The organism is Acinetobacter sp. BSP-28 (assembly GCF_044130285.1).
Lineage (GTDB): Bacteria > Pseudomonadota > Gammaproteobacteria > Pseudomonadales > Moraxellaceae > Acinetobacter.
On the sequence record NZ_JBIQOB010000006.1, the window covers coordinates 25,934 to 42,351 of the forward strand.

The following is a 16,418-nucleotide window of genomic DNA, read 5'->3' on the forward strand; positions in this document are numbered from 1 at the left end:
CTTGGATTAGCCCTGTTGTGCCCGATAGGACAAAGCTTCAGTGACATGCTGGCTTTGAATGTCGGCATGTTGCGATAAATCGGCAATGCTTCGCGCGACACGTAATACCCGATGATAAGCGCGGGCAGACAGGTTTAAGCGTTGCTGTGCCATTTCCATAATTTTTTGTGCCTGTGCATCAAGAGAGGCAAACTGCTCAAGCTGTTGCGGCGTTAAAGCATGATTCAGGCATTGCTGCCGTTGTATCTGCTGTTCATAGGCCTGAATTACCCGTTCCCGCACTGTCCGTGAATTTTCGACCGGGGAGGTATCTTGCAATTCATGGGCTTGCAAAGGAGGCACATCAATATGCAGGTCAATCCGATCCAGTAGTGGACCTGAAATCCGGTTCTGGTAACGCTTAATCGCATCGCTAGAACATTGGCAGCGAATATCCTGATTAAAAGCATAACCACATGGGCAGGGATTCATTGCGGCAATCAGTTGAAAGTTTGCCGGAAAGGTAATTTGTCTGGAGGCCCGAGAAATGACAATTTCTTTCGATTCCAGCGGTTGTCTTAACACTTCCAAGACTTTGCGATCAAATTCGGGCAGCTCATCTAAAAACAGTACGCCCAAATGGGCCAGGGTAATTTCCCCTGGTTTGGGATGTGAGCCCCCACCCACCAAGGCAATCGCGGAAGCGGTATGATGCGGTGCACGGAAAGGACGCTGCCCAAAGGGATTCGAACTATTGGCAACCGAATAAATACTGGCCACTTCTAAATTTTCTTGCATGTCTAAAGGCGGCAAGATACTGGCTAATCTTGAGGCTAACAGGGTTTTTCCAGTACCGGGCGGGCCTTTAAATAATAAAGAATGGCCACCGGCTGCGGCAATTTCCAAAGCACGCCGCGGGCGCAATTGGCCTTTGACATCGGCTAAATCAAATTTGTATTGATTGATTTGATTGCTGATAGGTGCCTGATATTGCTGAAGTGGGTGTTGCTTGGACAAATGTTCACAGACATCTTTGAGATGATGGGCAGCAAATACTTCAAAATTTGGCAGTTGCGAGGCCTCTTGGGCATTTTGTTCAGGCAAGATCAGTTGATGTCCAGACTGCTGGCAGGCAATAGCAATGCTTAAAATACCGCTGATGGGACGAAGTTGACCATCAAGAGCCAATTCACCAATAAACTCCAGATGATCTGTCACATTTTCAGGCAATTGCCCCGAAGCAATGAGAATTCCCAAGGCAATAGGCAAATCCAGGCGCGAGCCATCTTTGGGCAAATCTGCGGGTGCTAAATTGATGGTGAGACGTTTGGTGGGAAATTGAAAACCACTATTGATAATGGCAGAACGGACCCGGTCCTTACTTTCGCGTACCGCAGCTTCAGGTAGCCCGACAATGGTTAAAGAAGGCAAGCCCTGACTGACATGAACTTCGACCTCAATTAAAGGTGCATGAAGTCCAAGCAGACCTCGAGTGTAAATTTTCGCAAAAGACATTTATTATTGTTCCATTATAGTGCGTTATTTTTAATCGTTTTTGGTCTTTTTTTGCACTAAAAAAGTGCTTATTTATTGTTCTTGATTTTAATTTCTAAGGCTTCGACTTGTTTAAGCAGTTCATTTAAACGTAGGTTGGCATTATTTAATGCAGTACGTTGGCGTTCAATTTCATCTTTGGAAACCAGATCCATCTTACTGACTGCTTCATTCAGTAAGGCCCGTAAATTATGTTCAACATCTTTTTTCGGTTGATCGAGTTGTTCCATTATGGCTTGTAATAAGGTTTCAATCATTGCAGTGTCCATATAAGGATGGAGAAGTGGTGCTAGTGTAACATTGCTCCTACCCGGACCATAGCCCCACACGACCGGATATAGTTTTATCCGATGTGTAAAATCGTTAATTTTATAATAAAAAAGTCTACTTTTTAGCTCTCAGACTACATGTAGAAGTATAAAATAGGTTATAAAGAAAACTCGTGTCAAAGTTTCTATTTCCCCCAACCTTAGAATTTTTGGCATGAAATTTGAACATAAAACCTTACTGGTGAAAGAAGCCGAAGGAAAACAAACATGAAGCTCGTAACTGCAATTGTAAAACCCTTTAAATTAGATGACGTGCGTGAAGCACTCTCGGACATTGGTGTTCAAGGGATCACCGTAACTGAAGTCAAAGGCTTTGGTCGTCAAAAAGGTCATACTGAACTTTACCGTGGCGCAGAATATGTTGTTGATTTTTTGCCTAAAGTAAAAATTGAAATCGCGATTAGCGACGAAATGGTGGATTCAGTTATTGAATCGATTACGCGTGTGGCAAGCACAGGTAAAATTGGTGACGGTAAAATTTTCGTTACTAATTTAGAACAAGTCATCCGTATCCGTACCGGTGAAACAGGTGCAGATGCTGTTTAATTTGGCATGAAGTTTGCTGAGTAGCTAATAACTCACAAAACTAGGTTGGGGGATACGAATGAAAAAAATGCTTATTGCGCTGAGTTTATCTGGCGCACTTTTAGGTGGTTCTGTTGCATGGGCTGAAGAAGCGCTAACAGCAGCATCCACTCCTTCTGAAAATGTAGTAGTCACTGAAACTACTGAAACCACAAATTCTGAATTAGCTGCGGCGCCTGCTCCAGCTGAACAAACAGCAGCACCTGCAGAAGAAGAACCAAAATTAGATACAGGTGACACGTCATGGATTTTAGTGTCTACCGCACTGGTTTTATTGATGACCATTCCAGGACTTGCATTATTCTACGGCGGTATGGTTCGTAAGAAAAACGTACTGGGCACTATGGCACATAGCTTTGTTGCGGCAGCCATTGTCAGTATTACCTGGGTCGTGATTGGTTATAGCCTGGCCTTCGGTAGCGGCAATGCTTTCATTGGTAATCTAGACAAAATCATGCTTTCTGGAATTACCACAGATGCCTTAACCGGAACAATTCCAGAAATTCTATTTGTGATTTTCCAAATGACCTTTGCCATCATTACTGTAGCCATTATTACAGGTTCGATTGCAGAACGTATGAAATTTGGGGCTTTCGTTGCATTCATTACACTTTGGAGCGTGATTGTTTACGCGCCAATTACCCACTGGGTATGGGGTGGCGGCTGGTTAGCCAATGATGGCGCGCTTGATTTTGCTGGTGGTACGGTGGTTCATATTAACTCGGGTGTAGCAGGTTTGGTTGCTGCATACATGCTGGGTAAACGTATGGGCTTGGGCCGTGAATCTATGGCGCCGCATAACCTGACTTTAACTGTAGTGGGTGCAAGCCTGGTTTGGGTAGGCTGGTTCGGTTTCAATGGCGGTTCTGCACTCGGTGCAAATGGTTCAGCAGGTTATGCACTTGTGGTGACTCAAGTTGCTGCCGCTGCTGCTGCAATCTCCTGGTTAATTACTGAAAAAGTGATTCGTGGTAAAGCTTCTGTATTGGGCGGTGCTTCTGGTGCCGTTGCAGGTCTGGTCGTTATTACACCGGCAGCAGGTTTCGTAACTGTAGGCGGTGCTTTAGCCATGGGCTTGATCGGTGGTGTAGTCTGCTTCTGGGGTATTACAGCGCTTAAACGTGCACTGAAAGCGGATGACTCTTTGGATGCCTTTGGTCTACATGGTGTAGGTGGTATTGTCGGCGCGATCTTAACTGCTGTATTCGCCAGTGAATTCATCATGGGCGATAAAGTGCCAACAGATATGATGCATCAATTATGGGTACAACTTGAAGGTGTACTGGCAACCATCGCTTACTCTGCAGTATTGACCTTCATCATTCTGAAAGTGATTGATCTGGTGATGGGTATCCGTGTTGGCAATGATGACGAACGTATGGGTCTTGACCTGAGTCAACATGGCGAACGTGTAGAATAATATAAAAACCGATAATCAATATATTGTGTGAAACAGCCCGGCAGGGCTGTTTTTTTTCCATATCTTGCGTAAGCCTCTACAAAGGGCAGAATTTTTGCTACACTCTAAATCCGATTTGATTTGTTCAATTAAACCGCTATGCATTGTCCATTTTGCAACGCTGCAGATAGTAAAGTGATCGATTCGCGTTTGGCTGCCGAAGGTTGTCAGATTCGTCGACGTCGTGAATGTATCAGCTGCGGAGAACGTTTTACCACCTTTGAAACCTATGAAGTGGTGATGCCCCGGGTGATTAAATCTGATGGCAAGAGTGAACCGTTTGACGAAGCAAAAATGCGTCGTTCCCTGATGCATGCCTTGCAAAAACGTCCGGTGACCCAAGAGCAGATTGAAACGGTACTCAGCGATATACAGTTGCAAATTCGCCGTTTAGGTGAGCGAGATGTAAAATCCCGGACCATTGGTGAAATTGTCATGCAGGCTTTATTTGCCCTGGATCATGTTGCTTATGTCCGTTTTGCTTCGGTCTATCAAGATTTCCAGGATGTTGAAGCCTTCCGTCGTCAAATTGAACAGATGCAACAGCGCGAACACTAAATCGAACACTAAGATTATATTTTCCAAGAGCCATGCAATGTCCGAGTTAAAACAAGATTCCATTCAGCCAGATCAGGTCTGGATGCAACGTGCAATTGAATTGGCACGACTTGGACAATATTCAACCAAACCTAATCCTAATGTCGGCTGTGTCATCGTTAAAGATGGTCAATTGGTCGGTGAGGGCTTTCATCCTCAAGCAGGACAACCGCATGCCGAAGTATTTGCCGTGCGTCAGGCTGGTGAGCAAGCCAAAGGCGCAACAGCTTATGTGACTTTGGAGCCTTGTGCACATTATGGGCGTACTCCGCCGTGTGCCAAAGGTCTGGTCGAAGCAGGGGTTGCGAAAGTTATTGTGGCCTGTCCAGATCCAAATCCTTTGGTGGCTGGCAAAGGGGTACAGATTTTAAAAGATGCCGGTATTGCGGTTGAAGTCGGCATTTGTCAGGCAGAAGCACATCAGCTGAATCAGGGCTTTTTAAAAGCCATGGCCAGCGGCATGCCTTATGTACGTTTAAAAGTGGCGTCCAGTCTGGATGGCCGGACCGCTATGGCCTCGGGTGAATCGAAATGGATTACCGGAAGCGAGGCCCGTCAGGATGTCCAGCACTGGCGCGCGATTTCAGGTGTGGTCATCACTGGCATTGAAACAGTACTTGCCGATGATTGCCAGCTGAACGTACGTCAGCTGAATGGTGTTGCAGACATCGCCACCATCGTTCAGCCCAAACGTCTGGTACTGGACCGTCAGGGACGCTTACCTCTGACTGCAAAAATACTGCAGCAGCCTGAAACAGTCATGGTGATGGGGTCGTTTCGTCAGGAACTGGCCGATTTGGGCGTGCTACAATTGTCAGTACAACCTTTAAAAGACTTGCTACAGACCTTATCTACCCAATATCAAATTTATGATGTGCTGGTGGAAGCAGGGGCAACATTATCCACGGCCTTTTTACAGGCACAGCTGGTGGATGAAATGATTAGCTATGTTGCACCGACCTTTTTAGGTCAAACAGCTCGTGCGATGTTTAATGCGGAATTTGACCGTATGGCAGAGCAACTTCGATTTAAGCTCATAGACCTGACCCAAGTCGGGAATGATGTGCGCTTAAGGTTAATCCCTTCTCAAGAGACAGTATGAATTCAGAGTCTTCGGTTTATCATAAACGTCGTCATTCAGCACGTACCACAGATGAATACCTTTTTAACCAGCTTGTTCCATACTTAGGCAATAAGCGTCGTTTATTGCATCTGATTTTGGAAGCGCTTGAGAGTACGGGAACATTAAATACAAATAATGGCCGTGCGCCGATTTTTGCTGACTTTTTTGCCGGATCTGGTGTGGTTTCACGTCTGGCGCGGCAAAACGGTTATCGTGTGATTGCCAATGACTGGGAACCGTATAGCCATGCGTTAAACAGCGCGATTTTATCCTGCGTGGAAGCACCGGCTTTTAAAGAGCTGGGTGGTTATCAAAAAGCCATTGATTATCTGAACCGCTTGCCTGAAGTCAAAGGCTGGGTGACGCATAACCTGTGTCCGCGCAATGACGAAATTTATGATCCGACTCGCGACCGTCTGTTCTTCAAGCGCCGTAATGGCATGCGTATTGATGCCATCCGCCAGCAGATTGCCACCTGGCAGGCGCAAGGGGCGATTGATGATGTCGAAATGAGTGCCTTGCTGGCGCCCTTGCTGTATTCCGCCAGTTTTGTCAGCAATACCTCCGGGGTATTTAAAAGCTTCCATCATGGCTGGGGCGGTAAAACCCAAACAGCATTGGAACGGATTGAATCGTTGCTCTGGCTGACACCAAGCCGTTTCTGTGAAATCGGCGATCCGAAAAAACCGGCTGCGGAAATGTGGTGTGTCGATGCGCAGCATCTGGCCAATCAGATGAGTAATTTTGAGGTCGATATTGCTTATCTGGACCCACCTTATAACCAGCATGCCTATAGCAGTAACTATCATGTATTGAATGCCTTGACGCTATGGGATCAGGTCGATTTGCCTAGCCCGGACACCAAAGGTTTCAAGAGCGGGATTGACCGTGCATGGCGTAAAGAGCGTCCAAGCCAGTACAACTCTTCCAAGCATGCCAAAGAAGCCTATGAAAAATTATTGGCAACCATTAATGCACGTTATATTCTGACCAGTTATTCGACCGATGGTAATATTGAAGCGGGTGATTTGCTGCAGGCCAATTTAAAACGTGGTCGTGTAACTTTGTTGACGCAAGATGTACCACGTTATCGTGTCAGCAAGCAGCGTCAGTCAGAACGTGCACGTGTGTTAGAGTTTATTGTGATTACCGATACCCATGCCAAATCGGGTCCGCCACTGCGTCAACTTTTGGGTCAGCTGTATCATTTTGCTGAACTGGGTGGTGTGGATACGACCGGTGTAAGTACGCAACTGGCATTGTGGTAAAACAACGACAGCATTAGAGAAAAAGTTATGTTTACAGGCATTATTGAAAGTCTAGGTAAAGTGGAAAGCTTGCAAAGCGTGGGCGGTGATGTGCGTTTGCGTATTGGTACCAACCTCGACATGTCTGATGTTCATTTGGGTGATTCGATTGCCACTAATGGGATCTGTCTGACTGTGATTGAATGGGGCGACAACTGGTATGCCGCTGACGTTTCACGGGAAAGTTTAAACCGTACCACCTTAGGCACTTGGAAAGTGGGGCAACCGGTCAATGTGGAAAAAGCCATGTTGCCAACCACCCGTTTTGGTGGACATATTGTCAGTGGTCATGTCGATGCAGTGGGTGAAATCACGCTGGTCCGTGAAGATGCACGTTCCATTTATTATGAGGTGACGGCTCCGGCTGAAATTGCCAAATATCTGGCAGAAAAAGGATCGGTCACTGTAGATGGCATCAGCCTGACCATTAACCATTTACGCGGCAATATTATCAGCCTGAATCTGATTCCGCATACCGCTGAACGTACCAATATTGGCACCTGGAAAACCGGGGCGAAAGTGAATCTGGAAGTGGATGTGTTGGCGCGTTATATCGAGCGTTTGATGCTGGGTGATAAAGCTGCTGAAGTCAAAGAACAATCAAAATTGAGTATGGCATTTTTGGCAGAAAATGGCTTCTTGAAGTAAAAATCCCTAGAATAGAGAACAGTCTGATTGAAAAGTTAGGCTGTTTTTTTATTTATTAGTGATGGTTTTTAATCTGTGATGCACATATCAAGATGGCAAAGAGTGTCGATAAATGCTTGATTTTATAATGCATATCGAACAATGGTTACCGACTTTACTGGATCAGTATGGTCTGTGGATCTATGCCATTTTGTTTCTGATCATTTTTGCAGAAACCGGTTCAGTGTTTATGTTCTTCTTGCCGGGGGACAGTCTGCTGATCGCGATAGGGGCGCTTTGCTCAACCTCAGATGTGATCCATTTAAACACGATGGGGTTGTTACTGTTTAGTGCTGCAGTACTGGGCTATATCGTCAATTATTATACCGGGCGGCTCTTGGGATTTAAGTTTTTCCATGAACATTCAAGGTTCTTAAAACCGGCCTATATTGTGAAAACTAACCATTATTTTACCAAGCATGGTGGTAAAACCATTCTGGTGGCCCGCTTTGTACCTTTTGTACGTTCATTTGCCCCCTTTGCTGCAGGTGCAGGGCATATGAATATCTTGAGCTTTATGCTGTATAACGTGGCCGGCGGTTTGATCTGGATCGGCTTATTATTAGGGATCGGTTATGGGGCAGGCAATATGCTGGGACTCGCCGTAGATCTGTTTTAATTTTAAGGTTTTAGATTTCAGCATCCTTTCAAATGATGAAATCAATAAAAAGTCCACCGAAATGGACTTTTTTGCTTGCGCTATTTCAATGTTTGGTAATCGTGACCGCTGTACTTCCCACCCACGAACTTAATGCAACAGGTGTAGAAACAGAAAATTGTCCTTTTTCAGCTTCACGGGAAATATAAATTGAAACTGAGCGGAAGTCAGCATGGCTAATCAATAAATCTTGAGCAGATACATGCCATTGTTCCCCAGCATCAAGTGCAGCAATCTGAGTAGAAATTTGCTTCAAGATATCCATTTTTTCTTCCTGAATAAAACCATGTTTAAGTATTAAAATAGCAATATCTTTAAATGGATTGATTTAAAGATATGACTATTTTGTGACATAAACATGTCATTCATATGACAATAAAAAATAGGTTGGATTAATTACTTCAGAAATCAGGGTTTTGGAGGCTCTGTTGAAAAATTAGAGTTTTTCAAAATGTACTCGATTTCTTCCTGACTGGCTTGGTGGAGCTTGGCACGAAATACCGTTACCGCTTGCTCAATCAGCGTTTCAGCTTCCAGTTCCAGACGTAAACGCACACTTTCCAGTTCCGAGAGGACTTTATCATCAGGAATCGACAGCTTGCCTTTGGCAAAGTTTAAGGCAGTCCCTTCAGGGTTCTTGTGATAACGTGCGGTATAAGTCTGTGTTTCATGCTCTACATTTTGACGAATAAAGGCTAGGGTATGCAATTGCTCGGCAAACTGTCTCTCTTCATCTAACTGTAATGCCCGTGCATAAGCAGCTTGCTCGGCACGCTTATTTTCCAGCGACTGTTCCAAAGCACGTTGCTTGCGCATACGTGCTTCTTCAATCAGCTGAGCCTTACGTTCAACATAAGCACGTTCAATCTTTTCATAAGATTGCTGCTGGGCTTCTTTATCTTTTTCCAGCCACTTGTGAATATTGGTTTCAGGCTTGAGGACATTGCAGACGCGGTGTAAGTCATCAATAAATGCCTGACGAACAGCCTCAGGTACGTTTAACCAGCGCTGTTTAAAATCTTGACCGACATTTAATGCCACCACGTCTCTCCTTATTTCAATTGATCGGCTAAAGCTTGAAAGTTCGCGGCTCAATACCTAAGCGTCGATATTGTTTAAATTTTTCACGACCCAGTTGTTTTGCCGATTCATTATTTTCTATGATTTCTATAATGTGACTAAATTTATCAATCTGTTCAAGGGCTTGATTGTTAAAATTAAACACAATCCAGTCCGATTGTTCGGGCAGGCGGGATGAAATGCAAATGCTGGCCTGTTCCTGATCAATGCCATGCGGAATAAAGCTGTTGGGATCAAAACTCCACAACTGCTCATCTAGCTGCTGTTGCAAGTCGGAATTTTCACAATATAACCAGATCTGTGCCGGCTGTTTCAGAATCTTGCGGCACAAACGGCAAGTGCTTTGCACTTGCCGTTCATTGCTTTTTTCAAACAGGTAAAAGCTGACTTTAGCCATTTGACTGCGCACGATTGGCCAGGAACTGAACCAGTAATGGCACAGGACGACCGGTTGCACTTTTGGCTGTACCTGAGTTCCATGCTGTACCGGCAACATCTAGATGTGCCCAGCGGTATTCACGGGTAAAGCGTTGCAAGAAACAAGCAGCCGTTACAGAACCGGCTTTCGGTCCACCAATATTGGCAATATCTGCAAATGGTGAATCCAGCTGTTCCTGATAATCTTCAAGCACCGGCATGCGCCATACCCGGTCAAATGAAGCCTGGCCTGCAGCAGTAATTTCAGCAGCCAATTCGTCATCCGGCGTAAATAAACCAGACAACACAGAACCCAAGGCCACCACGCAGGCACCGGTCAATGTTGCGATATCAATCACTAGTGCAGGATTAAAACGCTTGATGTAAGTCAGGGTGTCACATAACACCAAACGGCCTTCCGCATCGGTGTTTAAAATTTCGACTGTTTGACCGCTCATGGTGGTCACGATATCCCCCGGGCGGGTGGCATGACCTGACGGCATATTTTCAGCAGCAGCAATGGCGCCAACCACATGAATCGGAAGTTTAGATTCACACAGCGCACGGATGGTGCCTAGCACTGATGCTGCACCGCACATGTCGAATTTCATTTCATCCATGCCCAGACCTGGTTTGAGTGAAATACCGCCGGTATCAAAGGTTACGCCTTTACCGACCAGTACGACAGGTGCCTGTTCGGTATGGGCTTTATATTCAAGGATAATCACACGACCTGGACGGTCTGAACCTTTGCTCACGGCAAGGAAGGCGTTCATGCCCAAGTCCGCCATTTGCTGTTCATTAATCACGGTCACTTTCAGCAAGTCCGGATACTGTGCAGCCAAGGCTTGGGCCTGTTCAGCCAGATATTCTGGGAAACAGATATTGCCTGGGCGGTTGCCTAAATCACGAGCCAGATTCTGACCGGATTGCACCGCATGAATTAAAGACAATTGTTGCGGGTTTAAGGTACTGTTTTCGGCAATCAGATGAATTTCTTCAAGGATAAATTCATTTTTCTTGGATTTGTATTCATCAAATGCATAACTTGCCTGAGTAAGTGCCAGTGCAAATAAATAATGCTGTTCAGGGGCTAGGGCGGAAATATCAATGCTAATCTGTTTGAATTTTTTTTGTGACGCTTTGATAATATTTTGTGCGATTTTTGCTAATTTGGTCGGCTGAATTTCAGCTGCTTTATCCAGGCCAATCAGCGTGGTATTGGTACAGGCAGCTACTTTACCGATCAGGGTTAAAGATTCGCATAGGCTCGCTTTGAATTGGGCTGCTTCGATTAAACTATTTAAATCATTGATTTGATAAGTGGTCGAGGCCTTTTGAAGCTGTTCTGAATCTACTAATATCAATAAATATGGGCTAGATGCATTCTCTTGGAATGACGTATTAATTGTCAGTTTCATGTTCTGTATTCATGCCTTTGAAAGATTGCAAACCATTAAACCATTAAACCATTGAAACATTTCTATGAATAGAGTTTCAATGCGCAACAACAGTATAGGTTTTATATTTTCACCATTCGGGTAAACTAGCGCTAGTTTTTATTTGCCCTTTTTTTGGAAGAATTAATTTGATTATTCGGCGTTATCTGGTCAAGCAAGTGCTGTCTACCTCCCTGGTGGTCATCGCCTTATTGACCTTAATCATGATGGGTGGTCGACTGATCAAGTACTTTGGTGTGGCGGCCCAAGGCCGTCTGGATGCCAGTATTTTGTTTAGTATTATTGGTTATCGACTGCCAGAATTCTTAACCTTAATTCTTCCATTGGGTTTCTTTATCGGTTTGATGCTGGTGTTTGGCCGTTTGTATGTCGATCATGAGATGGCAGTCATGAATGGCAGTGGCATCAGCCGTAACCAGCTGGGACGTTTGCTGATCCCGTTGACGGTGGTTTTCCTTGCGGTGCAAACGGTATTGATGGTGTGGATGTCTCCTTGGGGGCTTCGTCAGTTTGAAGAACTGACCACCAAGCAGGCGGTGAGAACCGGTTTCGATCTGGTTCGTCCCAAAGAATTTATTTCCTCAGGTCCTTATACCATTTATGCCGGGGACTTGTCGGAAGACCGCCGTAATCTAAAAGATGTATTTTTCTATCAGCGTGCCCAAAAACCGGGCAAGCCGGATGTCATGATTTTGGCCAAAGAAGCTACCCGTGTTGAAGTCGCCAATGAAACAGCCAGTATTGTGGATTTGGTAGAAGGGCGCCGTTATGAAATTTTCCCGGGAACACCGAAATATACCCAAGCAGAGTTTCAATCCTATCGTTTACGTTTAGAAAGTGATCAGGAAGCCAAATTTGAAAGTGCCGAAGTGGAAGCTTTACCGATTTCAAAACTCTGGAACAACCGTACTGATCCTGTGGTTGCGAGTGAATTGGGCTGGCGTATCTTCGTACCGTTTTCCATTGTTGCAGCTTTAATGCTGGCGATTGCCCTGTGTGAAGTAAGTCCGCGTCAGGGACGTTATCTAAAACTGTTCCCGGCCTTACTGATTTTTGCCAGTTTGATTGTGGCACTGATGGCAGTGAAAACCCGGGTCAGTAAAGATGAGATGGGTATCTGGGCATATCCTCTGGTGTTGCTGGTATATGGTGTTGCCGCAGCCCTGTTTTCCCGGAAACAGAAACTGGCACCGAAAATCAAGAAACGAATTCAGCAGGTGAGGTCTTAAAATGTTAGCACGTCGAATTATTGCGAAACATGTGACCAAAACTACGGCACTCGCCATGCTGGGTGCAACAGCAGTGCTCTCTGTTTTACAGGTGCTGTTTACCTATTTGGGTGAATTGGGTTCACTGAACGAAAACTATGGTGCCTGGCAGGCATTTCTCTATGTGTTATGGGGTGCACCGCGCTATCTATATGAAATTTTACCCATTGCTGCCCTAATTGGTGCTGTGCTTGGCTTGGGAACTTTGGCCTCCAATAGTGAACTGGTGGTGATGCGTTCTGTTGGGGTCAGCCTGTGGCGGATTGTGGGCTGGGTGATTCGTTCGGCTTTGGTTCTGGTAGTTTTATCCTTTGTCTTAAGTGAATGGGTGATTCCTTATACCAATGAACAGGCTAAAAGTGTCAAAGATCACCGTAGCGCCAGTGCATTGGGTGAGGTGAGGGGCTACTGGACCCGTGAAGGTCAGCGTTTTATTTATATTGATTATGCCAATGCACAAGGCCAGCTTCAGCGTGTTCAGGTGGTCGACTTTGATGACAATTATTATCTGAAAGGTGTACTGAATGCAGAACAGGGCCAGTTCATTAGAGATGGTGACTGGAAGCTGCAGCAGGCAACCCAGATGGATATTCTGCCACAAGGCAATTCCACTCTGGTGCAGACCGCACAACTGCCGCTGGCTTTAGCCTTACAACCTAAATATGTGCATATGGTCACGATTGACCCGGAAGATTTATCCCCAAGTCAGCTGGTGAGTTTCATGAGCTATATGCGTGAATATAGCCAGGTGCCGAAAACCTACCAGCTGGCATTCTGGCAAAAAGTCGGTTCGCCATTTGCCCTGATTGCCTTGGTACTGATTGCCTGTTCCTTTATTTTTGGACCCTTACGTCAACAGTCGATGGGTTTTCGTCTGGTCATAGCCTTATTTACAGGCCTGGGATTCTTCTATCTGCAGGATTTTCTGGGCTATGCAAGTCTGGTCTATTCACCTTCCCCGGCCTGGTTTGTGTTTGTGCCGATTGTGCTGATGATGCTGGTCGGTGGTTATTTACTGCGCCGTGCACGTTAACAGACCCTACAGTGATAAAAACAATGTGCATGATCAGCTTTAGTCATGATCTGCACATAGAGTCTTGACCGAAAATTCGGTAAGATATGACGATGAAATTGTAAACAAAAGAGTGTTCATTATGACGGATGCAACTGCTGGCAAAATCCCTCACGTATTGGTAATTATGGATGGTGTGGGTCATCGCGAAGCGGTCGAAGACAATGCTTTTCTGGCAGCAAAACGACCTAACTTAACTGCTATGCAACAAAAGCATCCACATGGTTTGATTTCAGGTTCAGGTGAAGATGTCGGCCTGCCTGACGGTCAAATGGGCAACTCTGAAGTTGGTCATATGAACCTCGGTGCAGGTCGTGTACTGTATCAGGATTTCACTCGTATTACCAAAGACATTCGTAATGGTGCTTTTTTTGAGCATGAAGTGCTAGTCGATGCCGTTGAAAAAGCCAAAGCTGCGAATGGCGCAGTACATATTATGGGCTTGTTGTCGCAAGGTGGCGTACATTCGCATGAAGACCATATTGTGGCCATGGCTGAACTGGCATTAAAACGTGGTGCAAAAGTTTATCTGCATGCTTTCCTCGATGGTCGTGATACACCACCTAAAAGTGCACAGCCGTCTTTAGAAAAATTAGATGCATTGTTTGCCCAATATCCGGGTCAAGGTCGTATTGTGACGATGATCGGCCGTTATTTTGCCATGGACCGTGACAATCGTTGGGATCGCGTTGAACAGGCCTACCGTTTGCTGACTGAAGGTGAAGCTGTACGTACCGCTGCAACAGCCGTTGAAGGTCTGGAACAGGCTTATGCAGCTGAAGAAAGCGATGAATTTGTCAAAGCTACTCGTATTGGCGAGCTGGCTAAAATTCAAGATGGTGACAGTGTCGTCTTCATGAACTTCCGTGCCGACCGTGCACGTGAAATCACTAAAGCCTTTGTGGAAAAGGACTTTGCCGGTTTTGAACGTAAAGTGGTTCCAAACCTGTCTAAATTTGTGATGCTGACCCGTTACCAAGCGACCATTGATGCGCCTGTGGCCTATATGCCAGAAGCGTTGAAAAACTCGATTGGCGAATACTTGTCGGATTTGGGTAAAACACAGCTGCGTATTGCGGAAACAGAAAAATATGCGCACGTGACCTTCTTCTTCAGTGGTGGTCGTGAAGATGAATATCCAGGTGAAAAACGCATCCTGATTCCATCTCCAAGCGTTGCCACTTATGACCTGAAACCGGAAATGAGTGCTTATGAAGTCACTGATGAACTAGTTGCTGCGATTAATTCGAGTGAATATGACTTATTGGTTGTGAACTATGCCAATGGTGACATGGTTGGGCATACCGGTGTATTTGATGCCGCAGTAAAAGCCGTGGAAGCGGTGGATACTTGCCTGGGACGAGTATATGAAGCAGTCATGGCTAAAAAAGGCCATATGCTGATCACCGCCGATCATGGTAATGTAGAGCAAATGCAGGACTACCAAAGTGGTCAGGTCCATACTCAACATACCACTGAACTGGTTCCGTTTATTTATGTCGGCCCAACTTCTGCAACCATTGCTGAAGGTGGTGTGCTTGCAGATGTAGCACCGACATTGTTGAGTCTCATGCAAATTCCTGTACCTGCAGAAATGAAAGGTCGTAATTTGATTACTTTAAAATCATAAAAATTTTTGTATAAACAGGTGGATGGATGGCTTTACAGCGCTGGAACAAGGTTGTCATTTTAACAACGTTATTCATGTGCATGAGCCATTCAGCTCTTGCTGAGGTGAAAGGCCAGGCTCAGCCTGTTTTAGATTTTGATGATGAAGTTGAACAGAATTATGCTGAAGTTCCGGTGGAATCGATTCAGCAATTTGTTCAGATTTATAGCGTTGTCAAAGAAAATTATGTCGATGAAAAAAATGACGAGGCCTTATTTCAACAAGCGATTAAAGGTTTGGTGAGCGGGCTAGATCGTTATTCCCGTTACTTAAGTCCAGAAGATTATAAACAACTATTACAATATACCGAAGGCGATATCGCCTCTGTCGATTTTGAACTGGCTTATGACCAGCAATTGCATCAATGGGTCATTCAAGGCCTAAAGGAAAATGCGGACTCAGCGAAGCAAGGTTTGCGCAATGGCGTAAGCGTATTTAAGATTGATGATCAGGAACTGAAAAAATTCAATCATGATCAGGTTAATAGTCTACTCAATGGTTCAATTGGTTCGACCTTAAGTTTGCAGCTGGCACAAAATAGTAAACCGCTGATTTTAGTCCGTAATAAAAAAATAGAAACCGATATTCAGGCAACGCTGCTACATAATCAGGTGCTGGTGATTAAAGTCAAAGTTTTTCAGCAAGATACCGCCAATGAAATCAAACGCCTGATTGAAGAGCATTCTTCTTCACGCTTAAAAGCAGTATTGCTGGATTTGAGAAATAACCCGGGCGGATTATTGTCTGCTGCGGTTGAATCGGCCGATCTGTTTTTGAATCAGGGGCTGATTGTCTCGACCAAAAGCCGTTCTGAAGGCGACCAGCAGTTTCAGGCCTTACCCAGTTTTGAGTTTCAGAATTTAAAGTTGGGGATTTTAATCAATAACCGTTCTGCTTCTGCCGCTGAAGTTTTTACTGCAGCGATGAAAGATCATGGGCGTGCATGGGTAGTGGGCGAGAAGAGTTATGGTAAAGGAGTGGTGCAAAAACTGTTTCCACTTTCCAATGGTGCTGCTTTACAGATGACGGTATCGCATTACTACACACCTAAAGGCCAGATGATTGAAGGGGTGGGGATTCAGCCCAATCAACAATATCTGCTGCAACATGAAATGAAAGAAGAAAACTATCTGGAACATGTTGCAGAGATCATTCTAAACCATAAATAAAACGG

The 16,418-nt window shown here is 45.0% G+C and carries 17 protein-coding genes; 11 read left to right on the forward strand and 6 right to left on the reverse strand.

Going from position 1 to position 16,418, the window contains the following annotated elements; all coding sequences use genetic code 11:
* Positions 1 to 6: 6 nt before the first annotated feature.
* Both ACE01R_RS05800 and ACE01R_RS05805 read right to left on the reverse strand, forming a co-directional pair.
* Positions 7 to 1,494 carry a YifB family Mg chelatase-like AAA ATPase gene (locus ACE01R_RS05800; protein ID WP_395549543.1) on the reverse strand — a complete coding sequence of 496 codons (1,488 nt, stop codon included), beginning with the start codon at positions 1,492 to 1,494 and terminating at the stop codon, positions 7 to 9.
* A gap of 68 nt (positions 1,495 to 1,562) precedes the next feature.
* A complete protein-coding gene (locus tag ACE01R_RS05805) occupies positions 1,563 to 1,790 on the reverse strand; it encodes an accessory factor UbiK family protein (protein WP_395549544.1) in 228 nt (75 codons plus the stop codon).
* 279 nt (positions 1,791 to 2,069) lie between these two features.
* Here ACE01R_RS05805 and glnK point away from each other — a divergent pair, with 279 nt between their 5' ends.
* The 7 genes from glnK to ACE01R_RS05840 all read left to right on the forward strand — a co-directional run bounded on the left by glnK (position 2,070) and on the right by ACE01R_RS05840 (position 8,239).
* Positions 2,070 to 2,408, forward strand: coding sequence for a P-II family nitrogen regulator (gene glnK, locus ACE01R_RS05810; RefSeq protein WP_086174160.1), 339 nt, complete (start codon positions 2,070 to 2,072; stop codon positions 2,406 to 2,408).
* A 58-nt stretch (positions 2,409 to 2,466) separates the two neighbouring features.
* Positions 2,467 to 3,867, forward strand: coding sequence for an ammonium transporter (locus tag ACE01R_RS05815; protein WP_395549545.1), 1,401 nt, complete (start codon positions 2,467 to 2,469; stop codon positions 3,865 to 3,867).
* A 138-nt stretch (positions 3,868 to 4,005) separates the two neighbouring features.
* Positions 4,006 to 4,464, forward strand: a complete 459-nt coding sequence (gene nrdR / locus ACE01R_RS05820) for a transcriptional regulator NrdR (RefSeq protein ID WP_086174158.1) — start codon at positions 4,006 to 4,008, stop codon at positions 4,462 to 4,464.
* Positions 4,465 to 4,501: 37 nt separating this feature from the next.
* The gene (ribD, locus tag ACE01R_RS05825) at positions 4,502 to 5,605 is read left to right on the forward strand and encodes a bifunctional diaminohydroxyphosphoribosylaminopyrimidine deaminase/5-amino-6-(5-phosphoribosylamino)uracil reductase RibD (RefSeq protein WP_395549546.1); all 1,104 of its coding nucleotides are present in this window, start codon (positions 4,502 to 4,504) and stop codon (positions 5,603 to 5,605) included.
* Positions 5,602 to 6,894, forward strand: coding sequence for a DNA adenine methylase (locus ACE01R_RS05830; RefSeq protein WP_395549547.1), 1,293 nt, complete (start codon positions 5,602 to 5,604; stop codon positions 6,892 to 6,894). The genes ribD and ACE01R_RS05830 overlap by 4 nt, the downstream gene beginning before the upstream one ends.
* A 27-nt stretch (positions 6,895 to 6,921) precedes the next feature.
* Positions 6,922 to 7,581 carry a riboflavin synthase gene (locus tag ACE01R_RS05835; RefSeq protein WP_395549549.1) on the forward strand — a complete coding sequence of 220 codons (660 nt, stop codon included), beginning with the start codon at positions 6,922 to 6,924 and terminating at the stop codon, positions 7,579 to 7,581.
* A gap of 112 nt (positions 7,582 to 7,693) precedes the next feature.
* Positions 7,694 to 8,239, forward strand: coding sequence for a VTT domain-containing protein (locus ACE01R_RS05840; RefSeq protein WP_395549552.1), 546 nt, complete (start codon positions 7,694 to 7,696; stop codon positions 8,237 to 8,239).
* Positions 8,240 to 8,324: 85 nt separating this feature from the next.
* Here ACE01R_RS05840 and ACE01R_RS05845 read toward each other — a convergent pair whose 3' ends face one another.
* From ACE01R_RS05845 to ACE01R_RS05860, 4 genes are all read right to left on the reverse strand, one after another.
* A complete protein-coding gene (locus tag ACE01R_RS05845) occupies positions 8,325 to 8,543 on the reverse strand; it encodes a hypothetical protein (protein ID WP_395549555.1) in 219 nt (72 codons plus the stop codon).
* A 143-nt stretch (positions 8,544 to 8,686) separates the two neighbouring features.
* A complete protein-coding gene (locus tag ACE01R_RS05850) occupies positions 8,687 to 9,322 on the reverse strand; it encodes a hypothetical protein (RefSeq protein ID WP_395549557.1) in 636 nt (211 codons plus the stop codon).
* Between the two features lie 25 nt (positions 9,323 to 9,347).
* Positions 9,348 to 9,755 carry a DNA polymerase III subunit chi gene (locus ACE01R_RS05855; RefSeq protein ID WP_395549558.1) on the reverse strand — a complete coding sequence of 136 codons (408 nt, stop codon included), beginning with the start codon at positions 9,753 to 9,755 and terminating at the stop codon, positions 9,348 to 9,350.
* A complete protein-coding gene (locus ACE01R_RS05860) occupies positions 9,748 to 11,196 on the reverse strand; it encodes a leucyl aminopeptidase (RefSeq protein WP_395549559.1) in 1,449 nt (482 codons plus the stop codon). Before ACE01R_RS05860 ends, ACE01R_RS05855 begins: the two co-directional genes overlap by 8 nt.
* Before the next feature lie 167 nt (positions 11,197 to 11,363).
* Between ACE01R_RS05860 and lptF the strand changes: the two genes are divergently transcribed.
* The 4 genes from lptF to ACE01R_RS05880 all read left to right on the forward strand — a co-directional run bounded on the left by lptF (position 11,364) and on the right by ACE01R_RS05880 (position 16,413).
* Positions 11,364 to 12,464, forward strand: coding sequence for an LPS export ABC transporter permease LptF (lptF, locus tag ACE01R_RS05865; RefSeq protein WP_395549561.1), 1,101 nt, complete (start codon positions 11,364 to 11,366; stop codon positions 12,462 to 12,464).
* Position 12,465: 1 nt separating this feature from the next.
* Positions 12,466 to 13,536, forward strand: a complete 1,071-nt coding sequence (lptG, locus tag ACE01R_RS05870; RefSeq protein ID WP_395549562.1) for an LPS export ABC transporter permease LptG — start codon at positions 12,466 to 12,468, stop codon at positions 13,534 to 13,536.
* A gap of 121 nt (positions 13,537 to 13,657) precedes the next feature.
* Entirely contained in the window at positions 13,658 to 15,205 is a 1,548-nt protein-coding gene (gene gpmI / locus ACE01R_RS05875; protein ID WP_395549563.1) for a 2,3-bisphosphoglycerate-independent phosphoglycerate mutase, read from the forward strand.
* 26 nt (positions 15,206 to 15,231) lie between these two features.
* Positions 15,232 to 16,413 carry a S41 family peptidase gene (locus tag ACE01R_RS05880; RefSeq protein WP_395549566.1) on the forward strand — a complete coding sequence of 394 codons (1,182 nt, stop codon included), beginning with the start codon at positions 15,232 to 15,234 and terminating at the stop codon, positions 16,411 to 16,413.
* The last annotated feature ends 5 nt before the right edge of the window (positions 16,414 to 16,418 follow it).